Source organism: Arthrobacter sp. P4_F11, from assembly GCF_056401395.1.
This window is the reverse complement of record NZ_JBFUJK010000015.1, coordinates 105888-131697: the sequence shown is the minus strand read 5'-3', so window position 1 is coordinate 131697 and position 25810 is coordinate 105888. Positions and strand designations below refer to the sequence as shown.

Genomic DNA, 25810 nt, shown 5'->3' with positions numbered 1-25810 from the left:
GTGACGTTCTCGGGTGAAACCGCCTCCGGCTGGCAGCAGGCTACGTTCTCCAGCCCGGTGGCCATCACGGCAAACACCACCTATGTGGTGTCCTACCGGGCCCCGAACGGGTTCTATTCGGCCAATGGAGGCTACTTCAGCAGTGCTGCGGACACCCCTCCGCTGCACGGCCTGGCCAGCGGCACCGACGGCTCTAACGGCGTCTACAGCTACGGAGCCACTGCGTTCCCCAACAACAGCTACAACAACACCAACTACTGGGTCGACGTCATCTTCAACCGCTAGATGAATGGAGACCATGTTCGCTCAGCCGTGGTTCAGCGTCCGGCTGTGTGGGCAGCCCAGGATTCGATTCGCGGAGGAGTTCCGGTTTGGGGCGTGGGGGACTCTCCAGCCCCACCGCCGGTGGTCGTCCACGATTGCTTCCACTGGTCGCTTTATTCAGGATCTGTGGGTCGGATCTTCGCCGTCCGGACGGCACTGGTCGCCGGTGCTGACGCCTCTGACGGTGAGGATCCTGGATGCTTTCCACCCGGCACCGGTTCGGTAGACCTTGTTGGTCCCGCTCGTCCGTCAATCTTCAACGAGGGTCTGGAGTTCCGCTCTTACCGCGGTGGAGTCATCGACCGCGAATATCTCCGCCAGCCGGCCCGCGGAGCATACGCTGGGCCTGGGCGTTGTCGATGTGCCGGCCGTAGGCCACGTCCAAGACCTGGCCGGTGTCCTGGTCCACCATCCTTGTCGCCCGACTCTTTTATGGTTCGTGGAACCGGTTACTCCAGGGGACCGGCGACGGGGATGTCACGGATCCTTGAACGGGGCGATCCTTCCCCCTCGAATCCGCGACACGCAGCTGCGGCACCCCGGTGACTCATCGGTTTCGACAATGACCTGGCCGCGTCCATCGGTCGGCAGGCTGCCGGAAATGACACGGTCGTCGGGCACGTTGAAGACGGCGGTGGCAACCTCAGAGCGCGGCCCCCTTTTCATCTACGGCTCGGAATCAATTCCCCACCACCACGAAGAGTCGGGTTCCATCGACCGGTCCCGTGCCACCGCGCGAGCCGGGAACGTCGGGAGCGACATGAGCTGCTGGCCGCTGTGTGCGGAGTCGCCGCGGCAGGCCACGATTCCCAGATACCCCCGCGCTAGAACGACACTTTGTAGGTGTGATGAGAATATTCGCTGTCAAAGGTGTCGCTGAATGCGTTACCTGAGACCGGTAGCGTCCGGTTCTCTCCGACGACTTCCACCGTCGACCCAGTGACTCCCGGCGGGAGGACGAAGTGCTTAAGGCCCGGGGACTGACCCAGGCCGATATCCGCAAAGATATAAGCCGATCCTTCATAAGCCTTAAGCATTGTATTCGTCGTATCGTTGAAGCTAAATTGATACGACTGGGTGTTGATCACAGGGGCAAGCGACTGGACGCCGGCGTTAATCGTCTTGATCCGGTCTAACCTGGCCTGATCACATTGGACCAAAGAATAAAATCCACACGTCGAACCGTTATTGTGCTGAAAATAGGCCAATCCCCGGGCTTCGTGAATAATGGCGGACCAAACTGCCCCCTCGATCTGCGCCGGGGTGATTGTTAGGGATCCGGGATCATTGAGCAGAGGCATGGCCGCCTCGATGAAGACCCAATTGGGGTGGCCCCCGATAGGATTCTGATAGGCCCTGAGCCGATCTGCCAACCACCCGTATGAAGCGGCCGACACCGGATTTGCTCCGACCGGCCAGTGAGGCGACTGGATCATCTGGTTGTCAACAAAAGGACTCGTGTACGCGTACTTGTCTACGCTGGCCACATCGACGAGGTTCACTAGTTCCGCCATGGAACCTTGGGCCCAGTAGGTGTCCAAGACGCCGTTCGAATAGTTTGCCATTGTGAAGCGGCCATCGCCAAAGGCGTGAACCCGAGCTACCTTATTTCTCTGATCTACGAGGTTTTCTTTCGCATTTGCGCCGGTGCACCCCAGGCCAATATCACATTCGTCGGATATGAACCAGGCAACTGTGTTGGAATCACTTCCGATTTCGGCTTGCGTCCATTCATCCTGCGCAATGACAAAGACGCCCTGGTTCGTAATCATGGAAATCGGGGAGCCGTCATGTTCGGCCCCCATGTAGGTGTTGATGCCAATGGACTTCAGTTCTGCAGCGTGCTCCGGCTTTCCCATGAATACGGATATCGGGAAGAATCCAGGATCAGTCCATCGTGCGGCATTTGCCTTTGGGAACTTGCTCCAGTAGGCCGGACCACCCTCCCAGGGAATCGTCGGGAGGCTTGCGAGCGGGTTAGGCCGTTCATGGACGCCGGCACTGATTGCATTAGGCTCGGATCCTACTTGACCCATCCCCGGCGTGGTTACGCCGATCAGAGTGGCCGTCAGCGCAAGGCCGACGGCCGCCCACACTCCGAAGAGGCTGCCGCTGTGCCTCTTATTACTGGAAAGCTTTGGGTGAGTAACTTTTGGCATGAGAACTCCACACTATTCTTTGGTTGAATCTAAAATTCGGTGTGCCGTTGAATGTTTTGCGGTCCTGACTCCAATAGCGGGATTCGTTGTCCCGCCGCATTTTGCGCCGAAGCGTGGGATGGTTCGCGATTTTCTGCAAGCACCGGATATTTCACGGAACGGGCGCGGCGCCTCATGCCAAGCCGCGCGTTGCCGTTTTGCCTCCAGCTCGTTTCGGGGGATTCCTTCCCTGAGCTAGTTGCACGAACCAGGTGAGCGAGGACTTCCCCGCTTCGCCGGTAGTTGAATGAAGCCTGCACGCGGCGGTGTCCCGCTTCGCTGAGGTTCCGGGCCAGAGCCGGACCACGCATTACGTGGAGCACTGCTTCTGCCAGCAGGTCCGGATTGCCGGGATCGACGAGCAAACCGCTGACCTTGTCCTCGACCAGTTCAGCCACCCCGCCGGCATTCGTCGAAACGACGGGCACCCCCATGGACATCGCTTCCATGATGGCCACGCCGAGCGGCTCGGCGTGGCTGGCCAAGGCGAACACATGTGCTCGACTAAGTTCACTCCGGACCGACACCGCTGATACGGCTCCGAGCAGACGGACGCGATCGCCGATGCCAAGCGCTCTCGTCAGTCGTTCGAGGTCCTGACGATAGCCGGTCCCTCCGGCGTCGTCCTCGCCTGCTATTGTCAAGTGCACGTCCGCGCCGCTCCGCACCATCTTCTTCACGGCACCCAGGAGAACGTCGTGGCCTTTGCTGGGATTCAGGCGACCGCATGAGAATATCCGGAACGGTCCCTCACCCGACCACGGCACATAGGGTTCGTCCCTGCTGAACTCCTGCACATCAACACCCATCGGCGTAACTTCAATGGTCCCGGGGAGCGATGACCCGAGTGACGCCCTAATCTCGCGATGCAACCCCTCAGTGATGACTATTGCAAACGCTGCGCGGTTCCATTTCAAGCGCTGATTGTCTCCGTAATCGCTCAGCGGTCCGTGGAGTGTCAGGCTGTAGGGTAAGCCCCTGAGCAAATTTGCATACATGGCAACGTATGCGGAGTTTCCACAAGAGTGCACGTGGACGTGCTCCCACTCCTTCTCACGTGCGACTGATGCGAGCCGGGCTCCCATCAGCACCCACCCGAGTTGGATCGTGAAGGCCCGGAACCGGCCGCCGGGGCCTTTGGGCTGCGCCCCTCCATTGGTTGCCGCGCTGGCCACCCGAATTACGCCTGCGAGAGGTCGCGGCGGCGTGCGGAGAAGTTCGCCCACGGTTGCCATGACGGCGGAAATGGACAATGGAGCCAAGTAGGTTGTGAGCTCCTGCGCCGTGGCCGCCCACTCCTGGCCCGCAAATCGACCTGCGGGACTTCGTGTGGAAACCACATCCGGAGAAACGTCAAGCTGCCGCAGCACGCCGAGCTCTCGCCAGAAGAAGCTGTGCGTCTGTCCCGGGAATTCAGGGACGAGGTAGCCAAGACGTGCATTGCCGCTGAGATGATGCCTGTTCATTTTGCGAGCTCGGAGAGTCGCTGGCCGTCATCCGAGTCCTCATGTTGGGTTCCGGGCGCTTCAGGAGCGAACTCATGGCGGCCACTCTTCATGGATGGCTCTTGGGGATCCGAATCCCGCGGGGGTTTGGCCTTCCGTCGGACTCTCCTTTTCCTATCGGCATCCGGCAGGTCTCCGTCCTGGGACGTGCGTCGATTGCGAGACACCGAGACCGAGCGGGCGATCGAGACTGAGCCAAACATAAGCACCACTCCGGCGAGGAATATGGCAATGACGGACCGGAGCCTGCTGGAGAATTGTTCCGTTGCCTTATCAGGAGACGCCACGACGATCGAGGTGAAAAGATAAGTATCGTCAGCACCATTGATCTTTTGCGCGTCGTAGAGATCTTTCTCGAGCATTTCCCCCAGGGCTCGAGTCGTTGCAAATGACTTTCCCGGAGTTTCAGCGGTCCCGGTGATGTCGACCAGGAATCCATTGACCCCACCAACGCCGCGACTGACGGTGTAGTCGGAACTTAGTCCCTGTTCTTTCAATCTATCAGCCGTGGAACTGTCACTTAGCCGGGTGAGGAGCACTTGAACGATTAGTGAGGGATCCGAGGAGCGAAGATACGGGTTCTTCTTGTTGAGCTGCTCCAGTGCCGGTTTCTTTTCAACCTCCTGCGCCGTTGGTATGTCCGGATTTATCAATGCATAAGTAGAAGAAGATTCATAGGACCGGGGAGCAAATTGGAATATGTATATTGCCGCCGCGAACGTCAGAAGAAGTACGGGTAGAGAAACGAATCGGTGCTGCCACAGTGTTTTCAAGACTGCTATTGGATCCACGGCTGCCCTCCCAGTAGCTTGCGTCCGTCAGCTTCAAAGTCATCGATTCGTGTTTGGCTGGTGGGGACATTGGTTTTGATTTCAGTCTTCGTCATTATCCACACAGCTCCACCTAAACCGACGAGAACAGGATATGTGAGGGCAAAAACTGGGAACGACAGAGAGTCGAATGTGAGGGAGCATATACCAGCAACGAGCGCTCCGGCGCCCACTGCCCCAGCCAATGACTTGAGTTGGGGGTTCGATGCTGCCCGCGCTGCCATTATTGCGGTCACGCCTGGAACAAGCAGATAGATCGTGACGGCAAGAAGACCCACCAGGCCCAGGGTCACGGCCGCGTTCAAGTACTCGTTATCAAGAATGTGGATTGCGCTGTCAGCTTGGTAATTTCCTGGACCCGCACCAAGCCATGGTCGCTCCGCCACCATGGATTCGACCCGGGGATAGTTGTTCGTCCGGGTAGAAATTGAAGGATCCGAGTTGGAAGACGTGACCGTCTCAGTGAGGGTGGTGATTAGTCCAGGCACACTGAGAAACAGGCCGGCAAGGGCCACCGGAGACGCAAGTAGTGCCCAGGTGCGGGGAATTTTTGGAAGGAAGGGTATGAATACCGAGAGTCCAACCATGAGACCAAGGACTCCGGATCGCGAGACTGTTGATGCAAGCGCAAATACCAAGAGCATGGTGCCCAGCAACTTGAAACCGATCCATCCCTGTCGATCGTAAATCAAACGCCAGATGGACAGCGGCAGAAGCATTGCGGCAACTACGGCCAGTTCTATGGAGTGGAAGGTGCTACCCGCAACGCGCAAAAGGGCACCCCGTGCCTGAAATGGGGTATCCCCACCGTTGTAACTAAACCCTGGCATGGCGTACTGGAACCACTCCATGGGGTTGATGTGAAGGAAGAACTGGACTACGGCAACCATGCAGCAGAACAATGCTCCCGCGAGTAGGGCTCGAGTGAGTACCATGGCGTCGTCAAGCGTGCGGACGACTTCGCCAATAACGAGGACTATGCCGGCGGTGGCCATCAAAAGGATCAGCCAACGATCGGCGGACGAACGGGCTGCTTCGGTGCTGGCACCGGAGATCCCAGCGTAAAGGGCCGAATAGGAGACGCATATCCCTAGAAACAAGGCCGTCAAACTGACTCGTCCAGGATGCCGGAACGCCACGGGATCGTGAAGTCCAAAAAGTACAGAGCAGATCCAAAGGACGAAGATGAGCGTTCCCAAGAGCATCGGCACGGTGCCGGCTGCACCGACAGGCTTGATCACCATGGATGAAGGAAAGAAAAAGATGCAGAAGGCAACCGCTCGAACAAGTAGAGGCACGCTTCGTCCCTTTGTTGCCCCGGCTACGAGCCTAATCGGCAGGATAGGTCTGCTGGCGGCATCGCTATGACCCATGACAGAAGATCGCGTCAGGGCCAGGCGGTGCCAGGTCATGAGCCCACCCCTGTTGCGTCGTACAAGGCCTGACGAGTGGGAGGTGGACTGCAGACCCGTTCGATTTCCTGACAAACACGCGTTGACGGTTTGCGCCAGTCCTTGCGAACGGTTTCAGCCAGGAGCTGGGCGCGGACGTCGATATCCGTGGCGGTAACAGCAGAGGACAGGCCGTCGGCAATTGCTGAGGGTGTGGCTGGCGCCCAGATTGCGTGAGGAGCGGATAGGTCGGCCCGGGAGAATGGATGATCGTTCAGGACAGGTACATTCCCCGCAGCCATGAGCTCCTCGGCAACCAAGCTGATGTTGGTGAACGAAAGCGCCAGGCTCGCAATTGTCCGGTTGTACAGCACATTTAGCTCGGTGGGGCGCAAGGACCCATGATTCGTAACGGGGAATGGCCAGCCGGAGACGGTGTCTCCGAAGATATGAATTTCTTGCTCTGGGTGACGACGATGAAAGTCCTCCAGCGCCAGCCTTGCCAGGAGATATCCCCGCCGGTCAACGGTTCTTTTCGCATAGTAGACGATGCCAGCCCGCGGCGTTGTTGCAGCGTCGCGGGGGAGAAGCTTGTAGTCGCTTGTATCGCAGCCGAACGGAACGGTGGTATCCGCCACGATTCCTAGTTCGTGTAACAGCCTGGATGCCACCATCTCCCCCAGGGCAATGTTTGTGAACCCGAATCTGTACGTGTCTTCGGCGAGAGCATACAAGGCTCCCCGTGGGTAGAAGTAAGGTTCGTAATCCTGGATGAAGTAGAAACAGTTCACCGTCGAAGGAGCCCGCTTGGCGACCACATGGGCCGTCCCCCACGAACTGGCGACGAGAGCGTCGATGCCCTCGATTCGCCCTGTGGCACTTCGAATTTCTGCTCTGATTTGGGGCCAGTACCGCCTGATTACCTGTTCATGGCGCGCCACATCGTCGGAGTTCTTGTCGTAAAGGAGCAGCGTGCAGACGTGCCCGCGCGCCTCTGCCTCTTCCACCATTCTGAAGAGCGTCGTGTGCCCCCCGGAGCCGCGCCCCGGGGGCGCGCAAACCCATCCGATCCGTAGCGCGGACTCGGCCCGCCAAGTGGGGGCGGCCAAGGAAACGTTTCTTGATTCCATAAGGTCCTCGACACGAACGGGCAAGTCTGCCGCTCCTAAGTCGAGTCGCTGGTTGATCTTATTTGCTGTTCGCCTCAATGCTGCCTCGGCGATTCCACGAGCACTATGGGTCTGTACAAGCCGCAAAAGATCGGTGGCTTGTCGATACGAGAGAGTCACGGGGCACCTCCATCGAACCTGGTGTGGCTTTCTGCAAGGTATTCGGCATAGTCATCCAGCGCATTCGAACGGACGTCCTCCGGAATACCAGCCTTGGCTGAAATCATCACGGCGAGAACATCGGTTGGACCGGCACGGAGTAACCCACTCAGTTGGGCCGAACTCAGGGCCACTTCGTCCGAATAGCTGATGCTCTTCATGTGCGAAGTTGCTGCCGGCGGCCCGCCCAGAACTTCATCGACGTAAGTTCCGTAGAGCATCATTTCGGAGAAGTGCAGTTGGGCGGCGATAGCCGACTGCCATGCCATGCCGGTGACTTCCTCGATCCTTTGGAGCATGGCACGGACAGTCTCGGCGTCCCAGATGCACGGCCAGCAGATGTAGTCCGTTAGATTCCCGGCATCGGGCGGCTCCAGACCCAGGAGGCTTCTTGCTGATTCGAGCCACAGGCGATGTCTGGGCAATCCGTCGTGGACTGCCTCTGGCTTGCGATACATGGCTAACTTGCCGTCCTGCTGAAAGGAAGCCAACTCAGTGGGGGCGACTAAGACCATATCGGAGTCTATGAGCAGGACTGCGTCGGCGTCGAGGGTCGCGGCAGTGGAAAGTTTTACCAACTGCTGAGTGATCCAGCCGCGTATTGGTGGCCACGGGCGTTTGATGTTGACCCACAGGTTAAGTGCTGGCATTTTCAGCATGTCGGAAGGCAAGAACTCTCCCACATCGTGGATGACTGTTCTGCTGCTGGCTATCGCTCGGAAAAGCGATAAGTCCTTTCGAGGTACCACGATGTGGTGCTGAACGTGCTCGGGCATCCAAGCGACAATTGAGCGATTGAGATCCCGGCACAGTTGGTAATCCCTGGCGTAGCTGGGCGTCACCACGACCAGCTGGCTGCTTTCAGCTTCCATAGCTCCTCCACTCACGCCACCGGATCCTTGGCCCTGGAACATGCTGGCCCGATCCAGGCCGGGCGGCGAATCCATCGGCAATGCTCCCGCTGTCGGCTGCGTCAGGCTGCCGAGGGCAGGCCTGACACGCGCCGGAGGACTCATCCTCGTAAACATCAGCCGGACGGGTGAACCCTCGCATGTCAGTAGACTCCGTTCCGATGCCAGCGATTCCATCTCACTTGCGATGTGAACCGTCCGCGGAGGCGGCGGGCGAGTCCCATCGTCCTGAGCCACTGGGTCGAACTGCTAGGGTTCGTGTTGGTGAGAGCCCGCCATAGGGGCCTGCGGGCAACGCCGGGATCTAGCTGGATGGCCAGATCCAGGCAGGACGAATGCAGCTGGGAATCCCGGCTGCCGCGGTCCCGCTCGTGGCGTGCGGTTGAGAGTGCTTCGCTGACCAGTGCCTGAGTTGCGGCCTGGCGAAGAAACGGAGCTTCGGAAATTCTTCCCGCGGGCCCGTTGAACAGGACATCGAATGCCTCACGACGTTCCTGCAGGTCCACCAGAACGTCGACTTCCCGGGCGGAGAGGCTCCCGCTATGTTCCCTATGCCAGGCCTGATCCGCGCCGTGGATGTAGGCAACGTCCGCGAAGGCCGCGATGCGGAACCATAGTTCCATGTCGTGGGTGTGCTTAAGCGACGCTTGGTAGCCGATCTCCTCCAGAACTGACCGTCGTACGAGTGCCTCCGGCGACGTGATGACGTTTATCCCGCTGCGGCAACGGTCGAGAAGCCATGAACGACCGGGCCAAATCGTCCACGAGGCAGCCCTGGATCGCGGCGACGGCAGCCCTTCGCCTGAAAAGTGGAGAGGGTGTCCGTATACCAGCCCCACCGATGGATAGGCCCGGGCGACAGCCACAGCTCGCCGGAGGGACCCCGGTGTCAGCAAGTCATCAGCGTCCAGGCGCACCAGGAACTCGCCTGAAGCGGCTTTGGCGCCGTCGTTGAAAGTCTTCACGACTCCTTGATTGCTCGCATGGGCCAGCACTTGAACAGACCCACAGCTGGATGACAACTCCCGCGCGACGCGAAGGCTGTCATCCGTGGACGCGTCGTCAACGATGATGACGTCGACGGCTACTCCGTCCTGGCTGACCGCGCTTTGCACTGCCTGGCGAAGGTACCGGGCGTAGTTGAAACAGGAAATCACCACTGTCACCGTTGGCGGATCGCCACGATGCTCTCGGGCGCGCACGCGGATTCTGTCAGTCACCTGCGCTGCCCTTGCGGTCACGGCTGCTCACCGCCCCATGGCAATGCGCAGCTGGTCCACGACGTACGTCTGTTCATCGTGCGTAATCCCGGGATAGATCGGCAGGGACAGGATTTCGCCAGCCAGACGTTCGGCGCAGGGGAAGTCCCCGACCCTGTGGCCCAGGCCCGCATACGCCGGCAAGAGGTGAACCGGCGTCGGATAGTGGATTGCGGCACCTACTCCCGCCGACTGCAACCGATTGATCACCCGATCACGCTGCGCCACGCGGATGACATAGAGGTGGAATACGTGGTCGTTGCCGGCCGCGACCTTGGGAGGGATCACTCCATCAAAATCTGAGAGCAGCTCGTCATAGAGAGCCGCGGCAGCCTGACGCTGACGGTTCCATTCATCAAGAAGATCCAGCTTCGCCGAGAGCACGACAGCCTGAAGACTGTCCAAACGGGAGTTGAAGCCGATCTCCGGATGGTCGTATCGCTGCGTTCCGCCATGGTTTCGCAGTTTCGCGGCCATTTCCGCGTACTCCTCCGAGCTGGTCATGAGTGCGCCGGCGTCGCCGTAGGCTCCCAGATTCTTGCCCGGGTAGAAGCTCGTCGCAGCGATGTCTCCCAAAGACCCGGCACGACGCCCGAATCGCCTGGCACCCTGTGCCTGCGCCATGTCCTCTATAAGCACGACATCGTCGCCAATCTCGTCCCGGATAATTTCCATGGGGGCAGCCTGGCCATAGAGATGGACCCCGAGTACGGCCCGGGTGCGCGAGGTCACCTTCTGCGCGATCTCCCGGGGCGACACGAGAAAGTTATCGTCACAATCTGCAAGGACCACATCAGCGCCGGCACGGACAACCGCACCGGCCGTTGCCACGAAGGTGTTGGTCGGCAATATCACTTCGTCTCCTCGACCGACACCCGCGGAACGGAGCGCAAGTTCGATCGCGTCCGTGCCATTGCCGACTCCGACGGCGGCGGCGGCGTCGCAGTACCGGGCCCACGCCTCCTCAAACGCCGTGACTTGGGGACCGAGTATGAAGCTGCTCTCCGCAATGACGCGATTGAATCCTTCGCGTATGGCGTCCGCAATCTGTGCCTGCTGCCTCGAAAGGTTTACCAACGGTACAAGGTGCGTCATGTCACTTCCTTCAACGTGGTGGTGTGTTCCTGAACCGGCTGGCCTGCTACTGGCGCCGTCGGATCCTGTCGGTTGGTTAACTGCTTTGCCTCACGGATTTGTCTCCGGAACCACCGGGCAAGAATCAGCGCGTAGACAGTAGCGCAGACAGAGCCACCAGCGAGCAAGCTCCAAAGCGGGCCCGGCACTACTGCCTCAACCGCCATGGACGCAGCTCCTGCCGGGAGCGCGGCAACAACCGGAGGCCACAGCTTGGCGCCGACCGCGCGAAGGTCAGCACCGCATCGCTGCAGCGACACGGCATAGGCAGGACAGACGACGAGGATAGCCGTAGCCAGGTGTGCAGCTGCGACTCCCGGGCTGCCGTTGGCTCGTAGCCCAAGGACCACCGCGGGGATGAGCGCCACGATCCAGGCAATCTGGACCAGGAGCGTCGCCTTCGATGCTCCGCGTGCCAGAAGGTAGGAAGCGGAAAGATCGAAGAGAGTGCGTAGCGAGCCAAAGACCCCGAGCCAAGCCAGGACTGCAGCGGCAGGCAACCAACTTGGTCCGTAGACCAGTTCAATCACGGGGTGAGCGAGAACAGAGAGCAGGAGGCCGGCAAGCAGCGATATCGCCCACACCGGACCAACAAGGACCGCAAAGTTACGGTCCGGTCTGCTTGTCGCCAGCCGTGAAAACGTCGGGATAGAGACGGACCGCACCACCTGACCTACAGCGCTCATCGGCCAGTTGGACACATTAAACGCAAGAAAATAGAAGCCAAGAGCCACTGGACCCGAGAGCCGTGAGATGGCCACATTGTCTACGTTTAACAACGCCCAGGAGAGCATGTTGGCGAGAGCTACGGGGACGCCAAAAGAGAGCACGGCAGGCGCCACTGCCCTGTCAAAGCCAAAGCGAACTTTCTCTCCGGAGAGGACGAACTGGAGTACGAGAGTGGCGCTTTGGGAGACGATCCGTGCGCACGCCAGACCCATGACTCCCCAGCCGGCCAGAATCAAGACAATTGTGAGGGCCGTCCCGATGATGAAATCTGCGGCCGCGATCCCGAACAGTTTCTTTTGTGCAAAACGGCGCTGCAGGGAGGCATAGGGCACAACTCCGGCGCCAGCCAGCAGAAGGGAGAAGGCCATTACCGAGATAACGGGTCCAGCGTCCGGACTGCCGAGCAGGTCGGCCACCCCCTGGCCGGATAGGGCCATGGTTATGGCCAACGTCGTGCCAGACGCCAGAGCCAGCGTTGCAACGGTTGGAGCAATGCGTTCGGGATCTGCGGACCTGATCAAATCTGCGCTCATGCCGAGGTCCGCGAGGGTCATCAGCACTGCTTGCACAGTCAGGGCCACGGCGAAAACACCGAACTGTTCTGGGGCGAGTATCCGGGCAATGACTACTCCGACGGCGAAGCTCCCCAGCCGGAGAACCAGACTATTGATGGTGCTCCATGCCAGCCCGCTTCCCAGCTGCCGCCCCAGATTTTGCTGGCTCATTGTCGTGCCCCTTTGGCGAGGCGCAGACCTGATGCCTCAAGGTTTACGACAGTGCGAAATTTAGCCACTTCATATCCGGTGCGGATCAGAGATCTGCTTCGCAGCACGGTTTGCTGAGGTGCCTTTACGGCACGAAGATAAATAGATTCAAGCCGCTGGGCTGCATGTTCGAGGCTGAATCTGTGCTCAACCAGCCGCCGATTGTAGGCACCGAGCGACGTCCGAAGCCCGGCGCTGTTGATTAAACGGACCAGGACCTCTTCAAGTGGAACGGCACCGTTCCCGCCAGAGCCGTGGCCGAACCATCCGTCCATAAGAAATTGCTCTTCATTTTCAGGACAGGAAAGCCGCCAGAAACCAGCTGTACCCTGCACGATCAGAGGCTTCCCGTACGACATCCCGCGCAGCGCGGAACTGCCCATTCCCAGTACCACATCAGCCGCGTCGTAAAGGGGTCGCGGATCCACCACGTTGCCTGCTACACGAATGACCTTGCGGCCGTGCTGGCGGTTAATGTCTTGCTCGGCCGCCCTGACCTCCCGGAGCCCGGGCCCATCGCCGGCGACCAATAACGTGACGGGGAAGCGGGCGGCTAGGCGATCGACCACGCTGACGGCAGTCCGGACACCTTCTAGCTTTCCAAGGTCGGTGCTGAGCCTGCCCACAACGGTTATGACGAACTCATCGTCGGGAATATCCAACTGCTGGCGTGTCATCGCCGTGGCCCCGGGTTTGTTGTAGGCCGTGTCGATGGGTGGTTCTATGACGTGGATATTCGTTCGCCGCCGGCGCTCCTCTTCTGCGAGTCCCTGCGTTCCGACGATGAGCGGAAAGTGCCTGGGCAAAAAGTCGGGCACGTCCATGGAAAGTACCGTCATGACGGACGTGGTGCCGTAACGCAGCGCTGGCCCGAATGCTGTTTCCACGCAGGGAGCCCACTCATACGGATGAACCAGGTCTATGTCCAGACTCCGGACCGTGGACGTCAGTTTGCGGATCGTGGCCGGGTCAACGCCATGCGTCCGAGGAGGCGCTTCGATGAACTGAAGTGATAGTTCCTTTACTTTTTCGATCAGAATTCCGGTAGCGGCGAAAACGAACACTTCATGGCCGAGGTTCCGCACGGCAGAGGCGAGTTCAAGTGCATTAATTTGGCTTCCCCCCATACCCAGCTCGTGGGGGTAGACGAGAATGCGCATGGTGTTTAGACCGCCTCTCGGAGAGCGTATTGAACTGGCCGTCCCCGGTTCACAGCTCGGCCGCCGCTCCGTTGAAGGCATCATGGTCGACCGGATGCGCCGGGACACCCACCCACGTTTCGCCGTCGGGGACATCCCCGAGAACCGCGGCGCCCATGCCGATCGTCGAGTACGAACCTATCGATGTACTTTCACGCACGCTGGAGTTCATCCCGAGGTAGGCCGCACGGCCTATCCTCACGCCGCCGCCAAGTGAGGTGCCGGCGGCAAACGTCGCGTAGTCCGCCACGACGTCGTCGTGCGTGAAGGTGACTCCCGGCATGGCCACCACGTGCGATCCCAGGGTGACCGAGGCCGTCAGCGTTACGTTTTGCAGCAGGATGCTGCCCCTGCCGATCCGGCATCCTTCCGGCATTCGGACCGTCGGGTCAATCACGGTGGCATAGCGGTTGGTGCCAATATCCACCGCACTCAGTCGTTCCACCACGGCCTGCCGGGGACGGCCGGAATCCATGCAGACCAGAAGGAAGGCATGCGTGAAGCGGACCGCGTCGTCGATGGTTCCCAGGACTGGCGCTCCGTCCACTTCGATCCCGGACATCTCCTCGTCGTCATCAAGGAAGCCGACGACGTCATAGCGTCCGCTGCTGCGAACCGTGGCCAGAACCTCACGTGCCAGGCCGCTGGCGGAGATCAGCAAAAGCTCACTCACCGGGTCTCCCTCCCATTGCCCGGGACGCCGGCGCACGAACGCGGAGCCCCCGCCGCAGCAACGCGGACGACGACGGCTGACAGCTTCTGAACGAGGGTTCCGTCAGGTCCGGAAGCTGCCAGCCTTTGTTCGTAGGTCCGTTGTGCAGCAACAGACCCGTCAGTCCGGCCGGTGTCGGCCGGATTGAACCTGTGAGGGGCGGCTGTGGCCGCGACCGATGCAGGCGGGCGCTCCCCGCCTGGGGGCGGATCGCTCCCGCCAGGTTGCCTGTCCTGACGTACCACTGGCCAAACCGTCATCCCCCCACCTACTCTCTCGACCAACCTTTGGGCCCGAAGCCGAATCGTTCCGGATCTCGCCGGCGGATGCCGGTCATATCGACGCGCCTCAGCTGTTCACTTCATGCGCTAGGAAAAAACTAGCCCCGAAGGGCGGCGAAAAACCGGAAACGGGGGCTTCATGTGGTCCGAGAAGGGGAAGTATGCGGGATCTGCGGGATTGTGGATGTGGACTCCACGAACGTGGCGCGTTCGGGCCCGCCTCTGCGGGCGCGCCCCAGCCAGCTCCGGGCGGAACAGTCGGGGGCGGGGGGCTGTTGAGAACCCTAAACAGCCAGCGGGGACTTCTCGCGGCCCAGCTCCGGTGCTGGAACGGTTCCTCTGGTAGACACGAGGCACGACAGTTGGGAACGTGACTGAACCCCCAGCTTCCGATATATCGCAGTGAGGCGCACTTCAACCGTTCTGACGGACACGAACAGCGATGCCGCAATCTCTTTGTTGCGCCGGCCCCGGGCGACGAGCTGTACAAGTTCGCGCTCCTGGTCCGAGAGCAACGGCAACGCCGGGTTCTGGAACTCCGGAACATCCCGCACGGCGTCGCCGAGCAGCATCGCGTCCACATGCTGTGTCCAGGACGCGGCGCCCGACTCTTCGAAAAGCGCCTTCGACCTCAGCAGTGCGTTCGTGGCGTCCTTTTGCCTGCCGGAAGTCGCCAACCGTTCGGCGTAACAAAGAAGTGTCCTGGCCCGCTCGAACAAGGAATCGTTCTTCTGCCACGAATCCAGGGCCTGAACGAAGAGCTCCAGGGAGTGGTCGCCCTCCGCGACCAAGGCGCGGGAGCGGGAAACGGCCATCAGCAGCCATCGGGATTTCAGGCCGGCCGATCGGTATTCCATCCTGGTGAGGGCCCGGGCCGCCTCGCGCCGGTGACCCGACCTGACGAGCACTTCCACCAGGTCCGACTCGCAGCGCAGAAGGGCGGGGTTGCTGAAGTCCATGCCAATCTCCGCAGCCCTGGACAGCAGGGCGCCGGCCTCCTCAAGATCGCCCCGCATCAGCGCAAAATGCCCCTGCCACGCGAACAATTGCGCGACCGACCGCGGAGGCGCGTCGGCGCTGACACACTTTTGGGCCTCAGCGAGGCAAGCTTGGGCCTCAACGGTGTCGCCGACAGAATGGGCCCGCCAGAGGAAGAAATTGTTGCGCAGCCCCCGGTGATACTGCTGGCTTGTTGTGGAACTGGCAATTTCGTCTATCAGTGCGATGGCGGAACGGAAGTTTCCGGCGCGGATTTCGTTGTCGGCCGCGAAGTACCGCGCCGTCTCACTCCAGTTCGCGTCGCTGGCGGCGCTCAAGTTCCGGACGAGGGAAAAGAGATCGCGGGCTCCTTCGTAGTTCTCGGCATACGTCAGGGCGCGTCCTTTGAGCAGCAGCGACGCGGTGGAACTGTTGGCGCCGCCGTCGGCTGCCCGGGAGATCCGTTCAAGACTGCCTTTGACGGCATCGGCCAGAAGCCGGGCGCGCTGGTTCACGGCCACGGCTTCGCCGGATGCCTCACCCAGGAACTGCTCCGCATGCTCCAACAATTGCTCGGCGTCCTCGACCTGCCAGCGTTCGGCCATGTGAAGGGCTCCGATAGACAGGAGGCAGGCAGAGAGCCCCGGATCATGGTGGCCGAATTCCTTGATTAGCCGGATCATCATGCTCGGCCTCACGGAATTGCCCTTCATCAGCTCCATCTGGAAATCGAGCCCGGTGAGTCGCAGCGTCAGGGCCCGGTCCTTCGTGATCCGTTGCGCCCAGTCCACGTAGCGTTTCGCGTGGACGAATTCGCCCCTGCTGAACAGCACCTCCGCGACCGTGCCCAACCTGGCAGCCGTCTCCGCCTCCCAGGGATTGATGGCGAGGGCCCGCTCGATATATTCGACCGCGGATTGCGTCTCATCCGCCCGCACCAGCTCCACGGCATGGCGGAGCAGGCTGAACGACGTGTCGCGGCGCATGGCCGGCGTGTAGCTCAGATGCCACGGCCACGCCTGGCGATCCGCAGTTTCGGCAGCCGATGCCAAGGCGTGGTGATGCGCTGTTCTTTCCGCCGGTTGCATAGCCGAGAATATATGATCGCGCAGCATTTGATTCTGAATTCTGAGGTACGAACCGGTGCGGACAGCAATCCCGGCGGAGACAATTTCATCCACACCCGCCCACAGGTCCCCGGGTATTTTTTCCAGAAGATCGGCGCTGCTCCGGTAAGAAAGAGAAAGGAGATCAAGTGCCTGTCGCGCACATGGTGAAAGCCCCGAAATCGATGCGGCAAGATCAGGCTCGAAGCTTCCATTCCAGTGCAAGGGGATGGGGAGAGCGTATTTGCCCTGCACTTGGCGCCGGGTCAGCTCTTCGTAGAGCTCGATCGAGGCCAACGGATTGCCGTGGGTGGCCGCGGCAACAGCGTGGATCATTGCCTCGCTGACCTGTCCCGGCGTCGTGGCTTCGAGCATTCTGACAGTGTTGCTGAGGCTCAGATTCTCCAAGGGAAGTGCGGCCATCCGGGCAAACGGACTTTCCGGCGATTCGCCGCGCATGCTGGCAATGAGCACCACCCCTGTGCCTGCGAGGCGCCGGGCCAGGAATCCGAGAACGATCTGGCTGGCAGAATCCAGTTGCTCGGCGTCGTCAATAACCACGACAGTCCGGTCTGCGGACCATTGCCGGAGAGCGGAGAGGAGCATCGTTGAAAGGTCTGTGGCGTCGAGGTTTCCGCGCGGTGAGGTGGCCACATAGTCGGTGAGGGCCGCCAGCGCGGGATCGTCGATTCCGTTGAGCAGGGCTGTCAGACCGGAAAAGGGCCACGTCGACTCTGACGGATTGGCGCGCAGGAGCACCGTCTTGTACTCGTGCACATTCGGAATCTCGGCCAGCAGCGACGACTTGCCGCTTCCGTGGCCCCCCGTGACCGCCAGGGCGGATTCCCGGGGGCTCCGGATCAGTGCCAGGACACGGGCGATTTCTTTTTCCCGGCCAAACAAAACCATTGGTGCCCCGATTCCATCCCCAAGAGACCAATCAGTCGAGGTTTCCGCTTCTTTTGGAAAAGAGAATAGGAACCCAAACCGATATATTCATCCTGCGCACACCAACGCTTTCTGCAAAACAAAGGTCCGGGGTAACTCCGGAATGGAGCGTAAGCCCTGACCAAATGGCTGTGCTGATGCCAATGTAGCTTGGCTTCTTCGGGAGCACTAGCGCGTCCGGATAATCGAGTACAGGGTGAGCTAAACACGAGTAGTCGGACCCCGAAATACTTGGGTCAGACCGCAGAATTGTCCACATGGCCCCGACTTTGCGGACCGTTCGGTCGCCTCCCGGGCACTACGCGGCGACGCCGACTACGAGGTTGATGGTGGTTGCCAGAATGATGGTCCCAAAGAGGTAGGAGAGCAGGCTGTGCTTGAGGGCCTCGGCCCGGATGCCATGGTTCTGCAGCGCGGTGTCCGATACCTGGTACGTCATGCCCAGACTCGTGGCTAAGTAGGCGAAATCGGTGTACTGCGGCGGCCGGCTCTGGTTGAAGTCGATGCCGCCCACCCGGGAGCCTGCCCTCGTGCCCGTGCCGTAGTACAGCTCCGCGTACCGCAGTGTGAACAGCGTCTGGACCAGGGTCCAGGACAGCGCCACCGAGACTACCGCGAGCAGCCCGCCGGCAATCCTGGAGAGGGTGTCAGTGTTGTTGTGCGAATCCACGATGACCGCTCCCGCAGCCGCCAGGCTGGCGGCGTTGGCGGCCAGGATAAGCAGGTCCGTCGTGCTCCGGGCCGGGTCTTCCGTTGTGGCGTGCAACCGGGTGTCCGCAGGGTCGAGGCGGCCGATAACCAGCCAGACCCAGACGACGTAGGTCAAGGCGGCGGCGCACCAGCCAATCGTGGGAGCCTGCACCCAGTGCCCTGACATTCCGGCCGCCCCGGCGGCGAGTAGCCCCAACAGCACCATGGCGGCGAAGCGGAGACGGCTGCGGCGGAGCGGTGGCGGCACGGCTGACGAGGGGTTGGTGTGCATTTTCAGATCATGGCACAGCCGATGCGCCCCCCGACTGACCGCTGGTCGTGTGGCGGTTATCCACATGGCCGCAGACGCTATTCCCGGCCAGGTCGCGGGGCCGTACGGTGGAGGCACGGAATCGCGGATTCCGGCCCACATGCACTAAGCTATTGAAGTCTGTGCTGCGCCCTGCCTCCGTTCCGGCGGCTGGGCATTGCATGACACCGCAAATGAACCTCCTGTTACGGAAATGCCGTAACCGCTTAGCCCAAAGGAGGTGGGTTCACATATGCGTCCTTACGAATTGATGGTAATCATCGACCCCGAGGTCGAAGAGCGTGCCGTTGAGCCGTCGCTTCAGAAGTTCCTGAACGTCATCACCAACGATGGTGGAACCATCGAAAAGGTTGACATCTGGGGCCGTCGTCGCCTGGCTTACGAAATCCAGAAGAAGTCCGAAGGTATCTACGCCGTGGTGAACTTCACCGCCGAGCCGGCTACCGCCAAGGAACTTGACCGCCAGCTGAGTCTCAACGAGACCATCATGCGCACCAAGATCACCCGCCCCGAAGAGCAGAAAGTTGTTGCTGAGTAATTCAGCAGCCAACCTTCAATCTTTATCCCCGCAGGAACGCACAAGGAGGCAGTAGATGGCAGGCGAAACCACTATCACGGTTATCGGTAACCTCACCAATGACCCCGAACTCAGGTTCACACCGTCCGGTTCGGCCGTAGCGAATTTCACCATCGCTTCTACTCCCCGCACCTTCGACCGGCAGTCCAATGAGTGGAAGGACGGGGAAACCCTGTTCCTCCGCGCGTCGGTCTGGCGCGAAGCAGCCGAAAACGTCGCCGAGTCCCTGACCAAGGGCATGCGCGTTATCGTCTCCGGCCGCTTGAAGAGCCGTTCCTACGAAACAAAAGAAGGCGAGAAGCGCACCGTTATCGAGCTCGAGGTCGACGAAATCGGCCCGAGCCTGCGCTACGCCAACGCCAAGGTCAACCGCACCCAGCGCTCCGGCGGTCAGGGTGGTCAGGGTGGCTTCGGCGGCGGCAACAGCGGCGGTGGATTCGGTGGCGGCCAGGGTGCAAACCAGGGCGGCAACACCGGTGGGACATGGGGCGGCAACCAGCCCGCCGCGCAGGAAGACCCGTGGGCCACGCCCGGGGTCAGCAATGCGGGCGGCGGCTGGGGCAACGGCCCGGATTCCGAACCTCCCTTCTAAACAACATCTAAGGTCCGGCAACGAAAGCCGACTGGCCGCCGCAAGGCGGCCTGGTGCAGACTGCGCCGGATCACCACCATCCCGTGGATCAATATCCACGGGCTCCATCGAATAGGAGCTCCACGATGGCTAAGGCTGAACTCCGTAAGCCCAAACCAAAGTCCAACCCCTTGAAGGCCGCTGACATCACTGTCATCGACTACAAGGACGTAGCATTGCTGCGCAAGTTCATCTCCGACCGCGGAAAGATCCGCGCCCGTCGCGTCACTGGCGTCACGGTGCAGGAACAGCGCAAGATCGCCCAGGCAATCAAGAACGCCCGCGAAGTTGCTCTGCTGCCTTACTCCGGCGCTGGCCGCGGCTAAGGAAGGGATTAACTAAAATGGCAAAGCTCATTCTGACCCACGAAGTAACCGGTCTCGGTGCTGCTGGCGACGTTGTCGAGGTCAAGGACGGTTACGCACGTAACTACCTGCTGCCCCGCAACTTCGCCCTGACCTGGTCCAAGGGTGGCGAGAAGCAGGTTGAGTCCATCAAGGCTGCCCGCGTTGCCCGCGAGCACGCTTCCCTGGAAGACGCTCAGAAGCAGGCTGCTGCACTCTCCGCCAAGCCGGTCAAGCTGGTCGTCAAGGCTGGCGCAACCGGACGCCTGTTCGGCACCGTCAAGCAGGGCGACGTGGCCGACGCTGTTGAGGCCGCAGGCCTGGGCCGCATCGACAAGCGCAAGGTTGAATTGCCGGCACACATCAAGTCGACCGGTTCCTACCAGGCAAACGTCCGTCTGCACGACGACGTTTCCGCTGTGATCGAACTCGACGTAGTCGCAGGCAAGTAGCCCCCACCGGCTGCAGTCCTGAACTGCTGGAAGGCCCCCGCCTCCGGACCTCTCTGAGGACCGAAGGCGGGGGCCTTCCGCTTTAACCCCAACACGAGGTCACTTGCGGTCCATTTTGGATGGCGTCATGGGCCGGAAGCGACCCCGCGTTGCTTTGGCGGGGCGGATCCCCTTAGGCGTGGTGCAGCGCCGTGGTGACATGCCGGTAGCCGAGCCGGACCAGTTGGGTGAGCACGGCCTCGTCGACGTCGTCGAGCTTGTTGACGTACAGGCAGCCGGCGCCGAGCTTGTGCCTGCCCAGCCTGCCGAGGAGTTCGGCAGCCTCCGGCCCATATGTCAGGCCGTAGAGCGACAGGCTGGATTTCCTGGGGGAGAAGCCGACCGCCGCGGCATCGCCCTCCCTGCCGCTCGCGTACTTGTAGTGGTAGCGGCCGAAGCCCACAATCGTCGGACCCCACATTTGCGCCGGTTCGCCCGTTATTTCGGACATCAGCGCCAGCATGCGGAACCCGTCGGCGCGCCGGACCGGATGCTCGACGGCGGCCAGGAACTCCTGAACCGACGCGCCCGTTGCCTGCGTTTTGTTTTCAGCCATGAGGGCAGTCTTGCAGAGCGCGGGATTCCTGTCAGGCGGGGAGGGCGCCCGGGAATAAATCCCCTTGCCCGCCGCTTCTAAAGATAGATGCAAACGCATGTAGTCGCGTTGCTGACCAGGATTCAACTTAGGAGCACTCCGTGGAAACCCGCCGTATCACCGTTATCTCCGCCGGACTCGGCGTCCCCTCCTCAAGCCGCCTGCTCGCGGACCAGCTGGCGGCCTCGGCCGAGCGGCAGCTAGCCGCGGCCGGCTACGCCGTGGACATCGAGGTCTTGGAGTTGCGGGACCTCGCCGTGGACATCGCCAACAACTTTGTCACCGGGTACGCGGCTCCGCGGCTCGCCGAAGTGATCGCCCGCGTCGAGGCCGCTGATGGCCTGATCGCCGTCAGCCCCGTTTTCAGCGCGTCCTACAGCGGGCTTTTCAAGTCCTTCATCGACGTGCTCGATCCCAAGTCGCTCGAAGGCAAGGCCGTGCTGATCGGGGCCACCGCCGGCACGGACCGGCACCAGATGGTGCTGGACTTCGCGATGCGGCCGCTGTTCACTTACCTGCGCACCCGGATCGCCGCCACCGCGGTTTTCGCGGGGCCGCAGGACTGGGGAAACAACGACGACGGCGGCTCGCCGCTGTCGGTGCGTGTGGACCGGGCGGCGGGGGAGTTTGTCGCCCTGCTGCAGGACTCAGGGCCGCAGCAGAAGCCGGCCGCGCTGGAGTCCCTGCCGTTTGAGCAGCTGCTGGCCGGGATCGCTGCCCAGCGGTAGGTCTGCCCGGCGCCGGGCTTCCGGGCCCGCAGCGCCGTCCGAACCTTTTCGGCCGCCCGCTCGTTGTCCGGGACATGAAGTGTCCCGTGGATTCTATTGACCTGATCATGAGTGAACGCAGCGGCGTGGAGATCGACTATTGCCCCCAATGCCGCGGGGTGTGGCTGGACCGGGGAGAGCTGGACAAGATCATCGACCGTGCGGCGGAGTCGTTGGGCCCGAAAGCCGGCGTCCCCGCCGCACCAGTGCCGCCGGCAGCGATCCCACCTGCTGCGTTTCCACCTGCTGAGTTTTCACCTGCGGCGGGTGGCCATATTCCGCCGCCGCTGTACAACTTCGACCCGCGCCGGGACGACCGGCGTCCGGATGACCGCCGCTATGACGAGCGCCGGTACGATGACCGCCGCGACCGTCCGCGGCCCGACCAGTCGAGGTATGAGCAGCCGCGTTACGATGACCGCCGCCGTCCGAAGAAGAAGGAAGGCTGGCTGGGGGACTTGTTCGACTTCTAGCCCTGCCGGGTCGCCGGCCGTGCGGGTGGCCCCGGAGCGGGCGTGGGCCCCGCGGGGTTCAGTCGCCGAGCAGTGCGATGAATTCCCGGGCCTGTTTCATGGAGATATCCGAGTGGCGGGTCAGGGCGGTCGCTGCGGCCTCGGTGTCGCCGCTCTTGGCCAGGGTGCGGATCCTCCCGTAAATCTCATCATTGAGCATGTTGCTGCTCACCTCGCGGGTGACATCGCCCTTGCTGGCGATCGCGCGGTAGCGGTACGAGAACCGCTGCGGCACGTCGTCGTCGTCCGGAACGGCCGCCGGCGCCGGCTCAGGGGCGCGGAAGGGCTGGGGGTGGGCTGCCAGCGCCGCGACGGCGTCGCGGGACGCCCGGAGGCCCTCGCCTGTGGCCTCGAGGTAGACCTTGATGGCGGCCATGGCCTGCCCCTGCGCGATCAGCGCGTAGAGCTGCCGGTGCTGCTCCTCGGTGAGCCTGGCGGCCGCCGTCCGGGCCAGCTCCGCGGAGTTGGGGTCCGGCTGCGGCGCTGGTGCCGGCCTGGTGCGTTCGCCGCGGCGGCTCCACGCCCGTACCGCCAGCAGTACGGCGGCGGCCACGAGCACCAGGATCAGTACGGGAATGAGCAGGGAGTCCATGTGCTAGAGCCGATCTACGTAATTCTTTGCGGTCTTCAGGTCCGAGCGGGTCGATTGCCGCAGCAGCCGGACGGCCTTCGTCTTGTGTCCGTCGTGGGCCAGTGACTGGAGCTGCAAGAGGAGCTGTGGGTTCAGGTGTCCAATGGCGGACAACGCATCCTGGTGGCCGGAGCTGTCCCGGCCCAACAGGGCGGAGCGGGCGTGGTCGGCCTGCTGCGACTGCTGCTGGGAGTTCTGGCTGGGGCGCGTGGTCGCTTCAATCCGGGCGCGGGAGGCCTCGGCAGCCCGGACCTGCGCCGCGTAGTGGGCCTGGGACTTGAGCGCCAGTTCCTGCTGGTAGCGCTCGGCCTCTGAGATCCCGTGGTTCCGCGGCTTCAACGCCGTGACCGCCGCCCAGAGCACCGTCGCGAGGATGAGGGCAGGCAATATGACTATCAGTACATCGCCCATGATTAGAGCTTATGCCAGATTGCGGTTATCCACAGCATGTTCCGCACCTTGAGTACAGTGCGCCGCTGCTGGCGTCAATTCGGCTCGGCGGGAATGAATCCGGTCACAAAATGCGCGTATCGGGCGGCAAATGTGGCCTCCTGCGCCGCATCGTATCCCCAGCCCCAAGGTGCAGGCTGTGGATGAAGCTTGGCGGAAATTGTTTTGTGTCCACAAGATGAATGCATCATTTCCGCAGGTCAAGCACGGATTACAGGCTTAACTTTTTTTCTGTCCACAGCTCTACCCACAGACTGTGCACAAGCATCAGGCACTAGTGCACAGGTTATCCACAGGGCAGCCGGGCGGCCGGGTTGGTGCCTGCCCCGGCGGCGGATAACGTAGCAGGATATCGGGCGTGGGAAGCGGAAAAACCTGCGGTCGCCGGATGGTGCCCGCCAGGACCCCGGCTCCGGGATCCGGTGCCCTGCGGCCGCACCGGCACTGTGGATAACGGCGGTCGCTGGGCCGGCGCGAACTGTCGGAGCTGACTGGTAAGAATAGAGCGGCCGGCATGTGCCGGGTTTTGCCGCCCGCATGACAGCAGTTCGGAATCGCGGCGGTTCGGAATCACAGCAGTTCGGCATCACAGCAGTTCGGAATCACAGCAGGTACGCATCACAGCTCCGCAATTACGGCAGTTCGGCATCACGGCCGGTGAGCACCGCAGCGGCTGGGCGTTGACCCGCCGGGATAGGGCGCTTGGCCTTAAGGCACTGGGTACGAGGGCATTGGGCATAAGGCGCAGTGCTTACGCGCCGCGGCGAACGGACATCCGCCACGGCACACAATGAAGGACGGCAGTTTTGTCAGTTACGCATCTGGACTCAGTCGAGGGTACGCGGGGAGCCGAGGGCAGTCGCAAGCCTCCGCAGGACATCCCCGCGGAGCAGTCAGTCCTGGGCGGCATGATGCTGTCCAAGGACGCCATCGCCGACGTCGTCGAGATCCTGCGTGGCCAGGACTTCTACCGTCCGGCGCACGAAACCATCTACGAGGCCATCATCGACCTCTATGGCCGCGGCGAGCCCGCGGACGCCGTCACCGTCTCGGACGAGCTGACCAAGCGCGGCGAAATCAACAGGATCGGCGGACCCGCCTACCTGCACGAACTCATCCAGACCGTCCCCACGGCCGCCAACGCCGGTTACTACGCTGAAATCGTGGGCGAACGCGCGGTGCTGCGCCGCCTGGTCAACGCCGGCACCAAGATCGTCCAGCTCGGCTACGGACAGGACGGCGAGGTCGAAGACCTGGTCAACCAGGCCCAGGCCGAGGTCTACGCCGTCGCCGAACGCCGGACCGCCGAGGACTATGTGGTCCTCAAGGACGTCATGGAATCAACCGTGGACGAGATCGAGGCCTCCGGCCACCGCGGCGAGGGCATGGTGGGTGTCCCCACCGGCTTCTACGAGCTCGATGAACTCACCCACGGCCTGCATCCCGGCCAGATGATCGTCATCGCCGCCCGCCCGGCCGTCGGCAAGTCCACGTTCGCGCTGGACTTCGCCCGCTCGGCCGCCATCAAGAACAACCTCGCGACCGTCATGTTTTCCCTCGAAATGGGCCGCAACGAGATCGCCATGCGCCTGCTGTCCGCCGAGGCCACGATCGGCCTCCAGGACCTCCGCAAGGGCACCATCAAGGACGAGCAGTGGTCCAAGATTGCCACCACCATGGGCCGGATGAACGATGCGCCGCTGTTCATCGATGACAGCCCCAACATGTCGCTGATGGAGATCCGGGCCAAGTGCCGGCGCCTGAAGCAGCAGCATGACCTCAAACTGGTGATCCTGGACTACCTGCAGCTCATGAGCTCGGGCAAGAAAGTGGAATCCCGCCAGCAGGAAGTCTCCGAGTTCTCCCGTGCCCTGAAGCTCCTGGCCAAGGAACTCCAGGTGCCGGTGATCGCGCTGTCGCAGCTGAACCGTGGCTCCGAGCAGCGCCAGGACAAACGCCCCATGGTCTCGGACCTGCGCGAATCCGGCTCCATCGAGCAGGATGCCGACATGGTGATCCTGCTGCACCGCGAAGACGTCTATGACAAGGAGTCCCCGCGCGCCGGCGAGGCGGACATCCTGATCGCCAAGCACCGTAACGGCCCCACAAAAGACATTGTGGTGGCCTTCCAGGGACACTACTCGCGGTTTGCCAACATGGCCGCCGACGCCGGCGGTGGCGGCGGCTTCTAGCC

General features: G+C 61.8%; 24 protein-coding genes. 8 read left to right on the top strand and 16 right to left on the bottom strand.

Annotated features, from left to right (window positions below; genetic code table 11):
- The coding region (locus tag AC1DRO_RS16740; protein ID WP_476951690.1) for a DUF4082 domain-containing protein at positions 1-285 on the top strand (285 nt) is incomplete at its 5' end.
- A gap of 863 nt (positions 286-1148) precedes the next feature.
- On the opposite strand, the gene AC1DRO_RS16735 is transcribed toward AC1DRO_RS16740, so the two are convergent.
- The 13 genes from AC1DRO_RS16735 to AC1DRO_RS16675 form a co-directional block, all read right to left on the bottom strand.
- Entirely contained in the window at positions 1149-2483 is a 1335-nt protein-coding gene (locus AC1DRO_RS16735; RefSeq protein ID WP_476951689.1) for a hypothetical protein, read from the bottom strand.
- 29 nt (positions 2484-2512) lie between these two features.
- Positions 2513-3988, bottom strand: coding sequence for an exopolysaccharide biosynthesis GT4 family glycosyltransferase EpsE (gene epsE, locus AC1DRO_RS16730; protein ID WP_476951688.1), 1476 nt, complete (start codon positions 3986-3988; stop codon positions 2513-2515).
- Positions 3985-4818, bottom strand: coding sequence for a chain-length determining protein (locus tag AC1DRO_RS16725; protein WP_476951687.1), 834 nt, complete (start codon positions 4816-4818; stop codon positions 3985-3987). Before AC1DRO_RS16725 ends, epsE begins: the two co-directional genes overlap by 4 nt.
- Entirely contained in the window at positions 4806-6269 is a 1464-nt protein-coding gene (locus tag AC1DRO_RS16720) for an O-antigen ligase family protein (protein ID WP_476951686.1), read from the bottom strand. Before AC1DRO_RS16720 ends, AC1DRO_RS16725 begins: the two co-directional genes overlap by 13 nt.
- Positions 6266-7258, bottom strand: a complete 993-nt coding sequence (locus tag AC1DRO_RS16715) for a glycosyltransferase family 1 protein (protein ID WP_476951685.1) — start codon at positions 7256-7258, stop codon at positions 6266-6268. The genes AC1DRO_RS16720 and AC1DRO_RS16715 overlap by 4 nt, the downstream gene beginning before the upstream one ends.
- A gap of 275 nt (positions 7259-7533) precedes the next feature.
- Complete coding sequence (locus tag AC1DRO_RS16710; protein ID WP_476951684.1) at positions 7534-8448, bottom strand: DUF6492 family protein; 915 nt, start codon at positions 8446-8448, stop codon at positions 7534-7536.
- A 182-nt stretch (positions 8449-8630) separates the two neighbouring features.
- Entirely contained in the window at positions 8631-9707 is a 1077-nt protein-coding gene (locus tag AC1DRO_RS16705) for a glycosyltransferase family 2 protein (protein WP_476951683.1), read from the bottom strand.
- Between the two features lie 27 nt (positions 9708-9734).
- Positions 9735-10841: a DegT/DnrJ/EryC1/StrS family aminotransferase gene (locus tag AC1DRO_RS16700; protein ID WP_476951682.1), complete on the bottom strand. Its 1107-nt coding sequence runs from the start codon at positions 10839-10841 to the stop codon at positions 9735-9737.
- Positions 10838-12334 (bottom strand): lipopolysaccharide biosynthesis protein, encoded by a 1497-nt coding sequence (locus tag AC1DRO_RS16695; RefSeq protein WP_476951681.1) that lies wholly within the window; start codon positions 12332-12334, stop codon positions 10838-10840. The genes AC1DRO_RS16700 and AC1DRO_RS16695 overlap by 4 nt, the downstream gene beginning before the upstream one ends.
- On the bottom strand, positions 12331-13533 hold the full coding sequence (locus AC1DRO_RS16690) for a glycosyltransferase family 4 protein (RefSeq protein ID WP_476951680.1): 1203 nt from the start codon (positions 13531-13533) through the stop codon (positions 12331-12333). Before AC1DRO_RS16690 ends, AC1DRO_RS16695 begins: the two co-directional genes overlap by 4 nt.
- 49 nt (positions 13534-13582) lie before the next feature.
- Complete coding sequence (locus AC1DRO_RS16685; RefSeq protein ID WP_476951679.1) at positions 13583-14245, bottom strand: acetyltransferase; 663 nt, start codon at positions 14243-14245, stop codon at positions 13583-13585.
- Between the two features lie 604 nt (positions 14246-14849).
- Positions 14850-17558, bottom strand: a complete 2709-nt coding sequence (locus AC1DRO_RS16680) for a helix-turn-helix transcriptional regulator (RefSeq protein WP_476951678.1) — start codon at positions 17556-17558, stop codon at positions 14850-14852.
- Between the two features lie 337 nt (positions 17559-17895).
- Positions 17896-18579, bottom strand: coding sequence for a DUF1345 domain-containing protein (locus AC1DRO_RS16675; protein ID WP_476870321.1), 684 nt, complete (start codon positions 18577-18579; stop codon positions 17896-17898).
- 271 nt (positions 18580-18850) lie between these two features.
- Between AC1DRO_RS16675 and rpsF the strand changes: the two genes are divergently transcribed.
- The 4 genes from rpsF (at position 18851) to rplI (ending at position 20622) form a co-directional block, all read left to right on the top strand.
- Entirely contained in the window at positions 18851-19156 is a 306-nt protein-coding gene (rpsF, locus tag AC1DRO_RS16670; protein ID WP_026266755.1) for a 30S ribosomal protein S6, read from the top strand.
- 55 nt (positions 19157-19211) lie between these two features.
- Entirely contained in the window at positions 19212-19787 is a 576-nt protein-coding gene (locus AC1DRO_RS16665) for a single-stranded DNA-binding protein (protein WP_018775330.1), read from the top strand.
- Between the two features lie 125 nt (positions 19788-19912).
- Positions 19913-20152 (top strand): 30S ribosomal protein S18, encoded by a 240-nt coding sequence (gene rpsR, locus AC1DRO_RS16660; protein WP_003800144.1) that lies wholly within the window; start codon positions 19913-19915, stop codon positions 20150-20152.
- A gap of 17 nt (positions 20153-20169) precedes the next feature.
- Positions 20170-20622 carry a 50S ribosomal protein L9 gene (gene rplI / locus AC1DRO_RS16655; RefSeq protein WP_018775331.1) on the top strand — a complete coding sequence of 151 codons (453 nt, stop codon included), beginning with the start codon at positions 20170-20172 and terminating at the stop codon, positions 20620-20622.
- A gap of 172 nt (positions 20623-20794) precedes the next feature.
- Here rplI and AC1DRO_RS16650 read toward each other — a convergent pair whose 3' ends face one another.
- Complete coding sequence (locus AC1DRO_RS16650) at positions 20795-21217, bottom strand: DUF1801 domain-containing protein (RefSeq protein ID WP_476951677.1); 423 nt, start codon at positions 21215-21217, stop codon at positions 20795-20797.
- Positions 21218-21357: 140 nt separating this feature from the next.
- On the opposite strand from AC1DRO_RS16650, the gene AC1DRO_RS16645 reads away from it, so the two are divergent.
- Together AC1DRO_RS16645 and AC1DRO_RS16640 are read left to right on the top strand one after the other, a co-directional pair.
- Positions 21358-21984 (top strand): FMN reductase, encoded by a 627-nt coding sequence (locus tag AC1DRO_RS16645; RefSeq protein ID WP_476951676.1) that lies wholly within the window; start codon positions 21358-21360, stop codon positions 21982-21984.
- 74 nt (positions 21985-22058) lie between these two features.
- Positions 22059-22496, top strand: a complete 438-nt coding sequence (locus AC1DRO_RS16640; protein WP_476951675.1) for a TFIIB-type zinc ribbon-containing protein — start codon at positions 22059-22061, stop codon at positions 22494-22496.
- A gap of 58 nt (positions 22497-22554) precedes the next feature.
- Here AC1DRO_RS16640 and AC1DRO_RS16635 read toward each other — a convergent pair whose 3' ends face one another.
- Both AC1DRO_RS16635 and AC1DRO_RS16630 read right to left on the bottom strand, forming a co-directional pair.
- A complete protein-coding gene (locus tag AC1DRO_RS16635; RefSeq protein ID WP_028277635.1) occupies positions 22555-23127 on the bottom strand; it encodes a hypothetical protein in 573 nt (190 codons plus the stop codon).
- 3 nt (positions 23128-23130) lie between these two features.
- On the bottom strand, positions 23131-23577 hold the full coding sequence (locus tag AC1DRO_RS16630; RefSeq protein WP_476951674.1) for a hypothetical protein: 447 nt from the start codon (positions 23575-23577) through the stop codon (positions 23131-23133).
- Positions 23578-24422: 845 nt separating this feature from the next.
- Here AC1DRO_RS16630 and dnaB point away from each other — a divergent pair.
- The gene (gene dnaB, locus AC1DRO_RS16625; protein WP_018775337.1) at positions 24423-25808 is read left to right on the top strand and encodes a replicative DNA helicase; all 1386 of its coding nucleotides are present in this window, start codon (positions 24423-24425) and stop codon (positions 25806-25808) included.
- Positions 25809-25810: the final 2 nt, after the last annotated feature.

Bases quoted from the DNA above. Each gene is read 5' to 3' on its own strand.
- AC1DRO_RS16735 (WP_476951689.1), bottom strand. From the start codon at position 2,483: ATGCCAAAAGTTACTCACCCAAAGCTTTCCAGTAATAAGAGGCACAGC.
- epsE (WP_476951688.1), bottom strand. From the start codon at position 3,988: ATGAACAGGCATCATCTCAGCGGCAATGCACGTCTTGGCTACCTCGTC.
- AC1DRO_RS16720 (WP_476951686.1), bottom strand. From the start codon at position 6,269: ATGACCTGGCACCGCCTGGCCCTGACGCGATCTTCTGTCATGGGTCAT.
- AC1DRO_RS16715 (WP_476951685.1), bottom strand. From the start codon at position 7,258: ATGGTGGAAGAGGCAGAGGCGCGCGGGCACGTCTGCACGCTGCTCCTT.
- AC1DRO_RS16710 (WP_476951684.1), bottom strand. From the start codon at position 8,448: ATGGAAGCTGAAAGCAGCCAGCTGGTCGTGGTGACGCCCAGCTACGCC.
- AC1DRO_RS16700 (WP_476951682.1), bottom strand. From the start codon at position 10,841: ATGACGCACCTTGTACCGTTGGTAAACCTTTCGAGGCAGCAGGCACAG.
- AC1DRO_RS16695 (WP_476951681.1), bottom strand. From the start codon at position 12,334: ATGAGCCAGCAAAATCTGGGGCGGCAGCTGGGAAGCGGGCTGGCATGG.
- AC1DRO_RS16690 (WP_476951680.1), bottom strand. From the start codon at position 13,533: ATGCGCATTCTCGTCTACCCCCACGAGCTGGGTATGGGGGGAAGCCAA.
- AC1DRO_RS16680 (WP_476951678.1), bottom strand. From the start codon at position 17,558: ATGGTTTTGTTTGGCCGGGAAAAAGAAATCGCCCGTGTCCTGGCACTG.
- AC1DRO_RS16675 (WP_476870321.1), bottom strand. From the start codon at position 18,579: ATGCACACCAACCCCTCGTCAGCCGTGCCGCCACCGCTCCGCCGCAGC.
- rpsF (WP_026266755.1), top strand. From the start codon at position 18,851: ATGCGTCCTTACGAATTGATGGTAATCATCGACCCCGAGGTCGAAGAG.
- AC1DRO_RS16665 (WP_018775330.1), top strand. From the start codon at position 19,212: ATGGCAGGCGAAACCACTATCACGGTTATCGGTAACCTCACCAATGAC.
- rpsR (WP_003800144.1), top strand. From the start codon at position 19,913: ATGGCTAAGGCTGAACTCCGTAAGCCCAAACCAAAGTCCAACCCCTTG.
- rplI (WP_018775331.1), top strand. From the start codon at position 20,170: ATGGCAAAGCTCATTCTGACCCACGAAGTAACCGGTCTCGGTGCTGCT.
- AC1DRO_RS16650 (WP_476951677.1), bottom strand. From the start codon at position 21,217: ATGGCTGAAAACAAAACGCAGGCAACGGGCGCGTCGGTTCAGGAGTTC.
- AC1DRO_RS16640 (WP_476951675.1), top strand. From the start codon at position 22,059: ATGAAGTGTCCCGTGGATTCTATTGACCTGATCATGAGTGAACGCAGC.
- AC1DRO_RS16635 (WP_028277635.1), bottom strand. From the start codon at position 23,127: ATGGACTCCCTGCTCATTCCCGTACTGATCCTGGTGCTCGTGGCCGCC.
- AC1DRO_RS16630 (WP_476951674.1), bottom strand. From the start codon at position 23,577: ATGGGCGATGTACTGATAGTCATATTGCCTGCCCTCATCCTCGCGACG.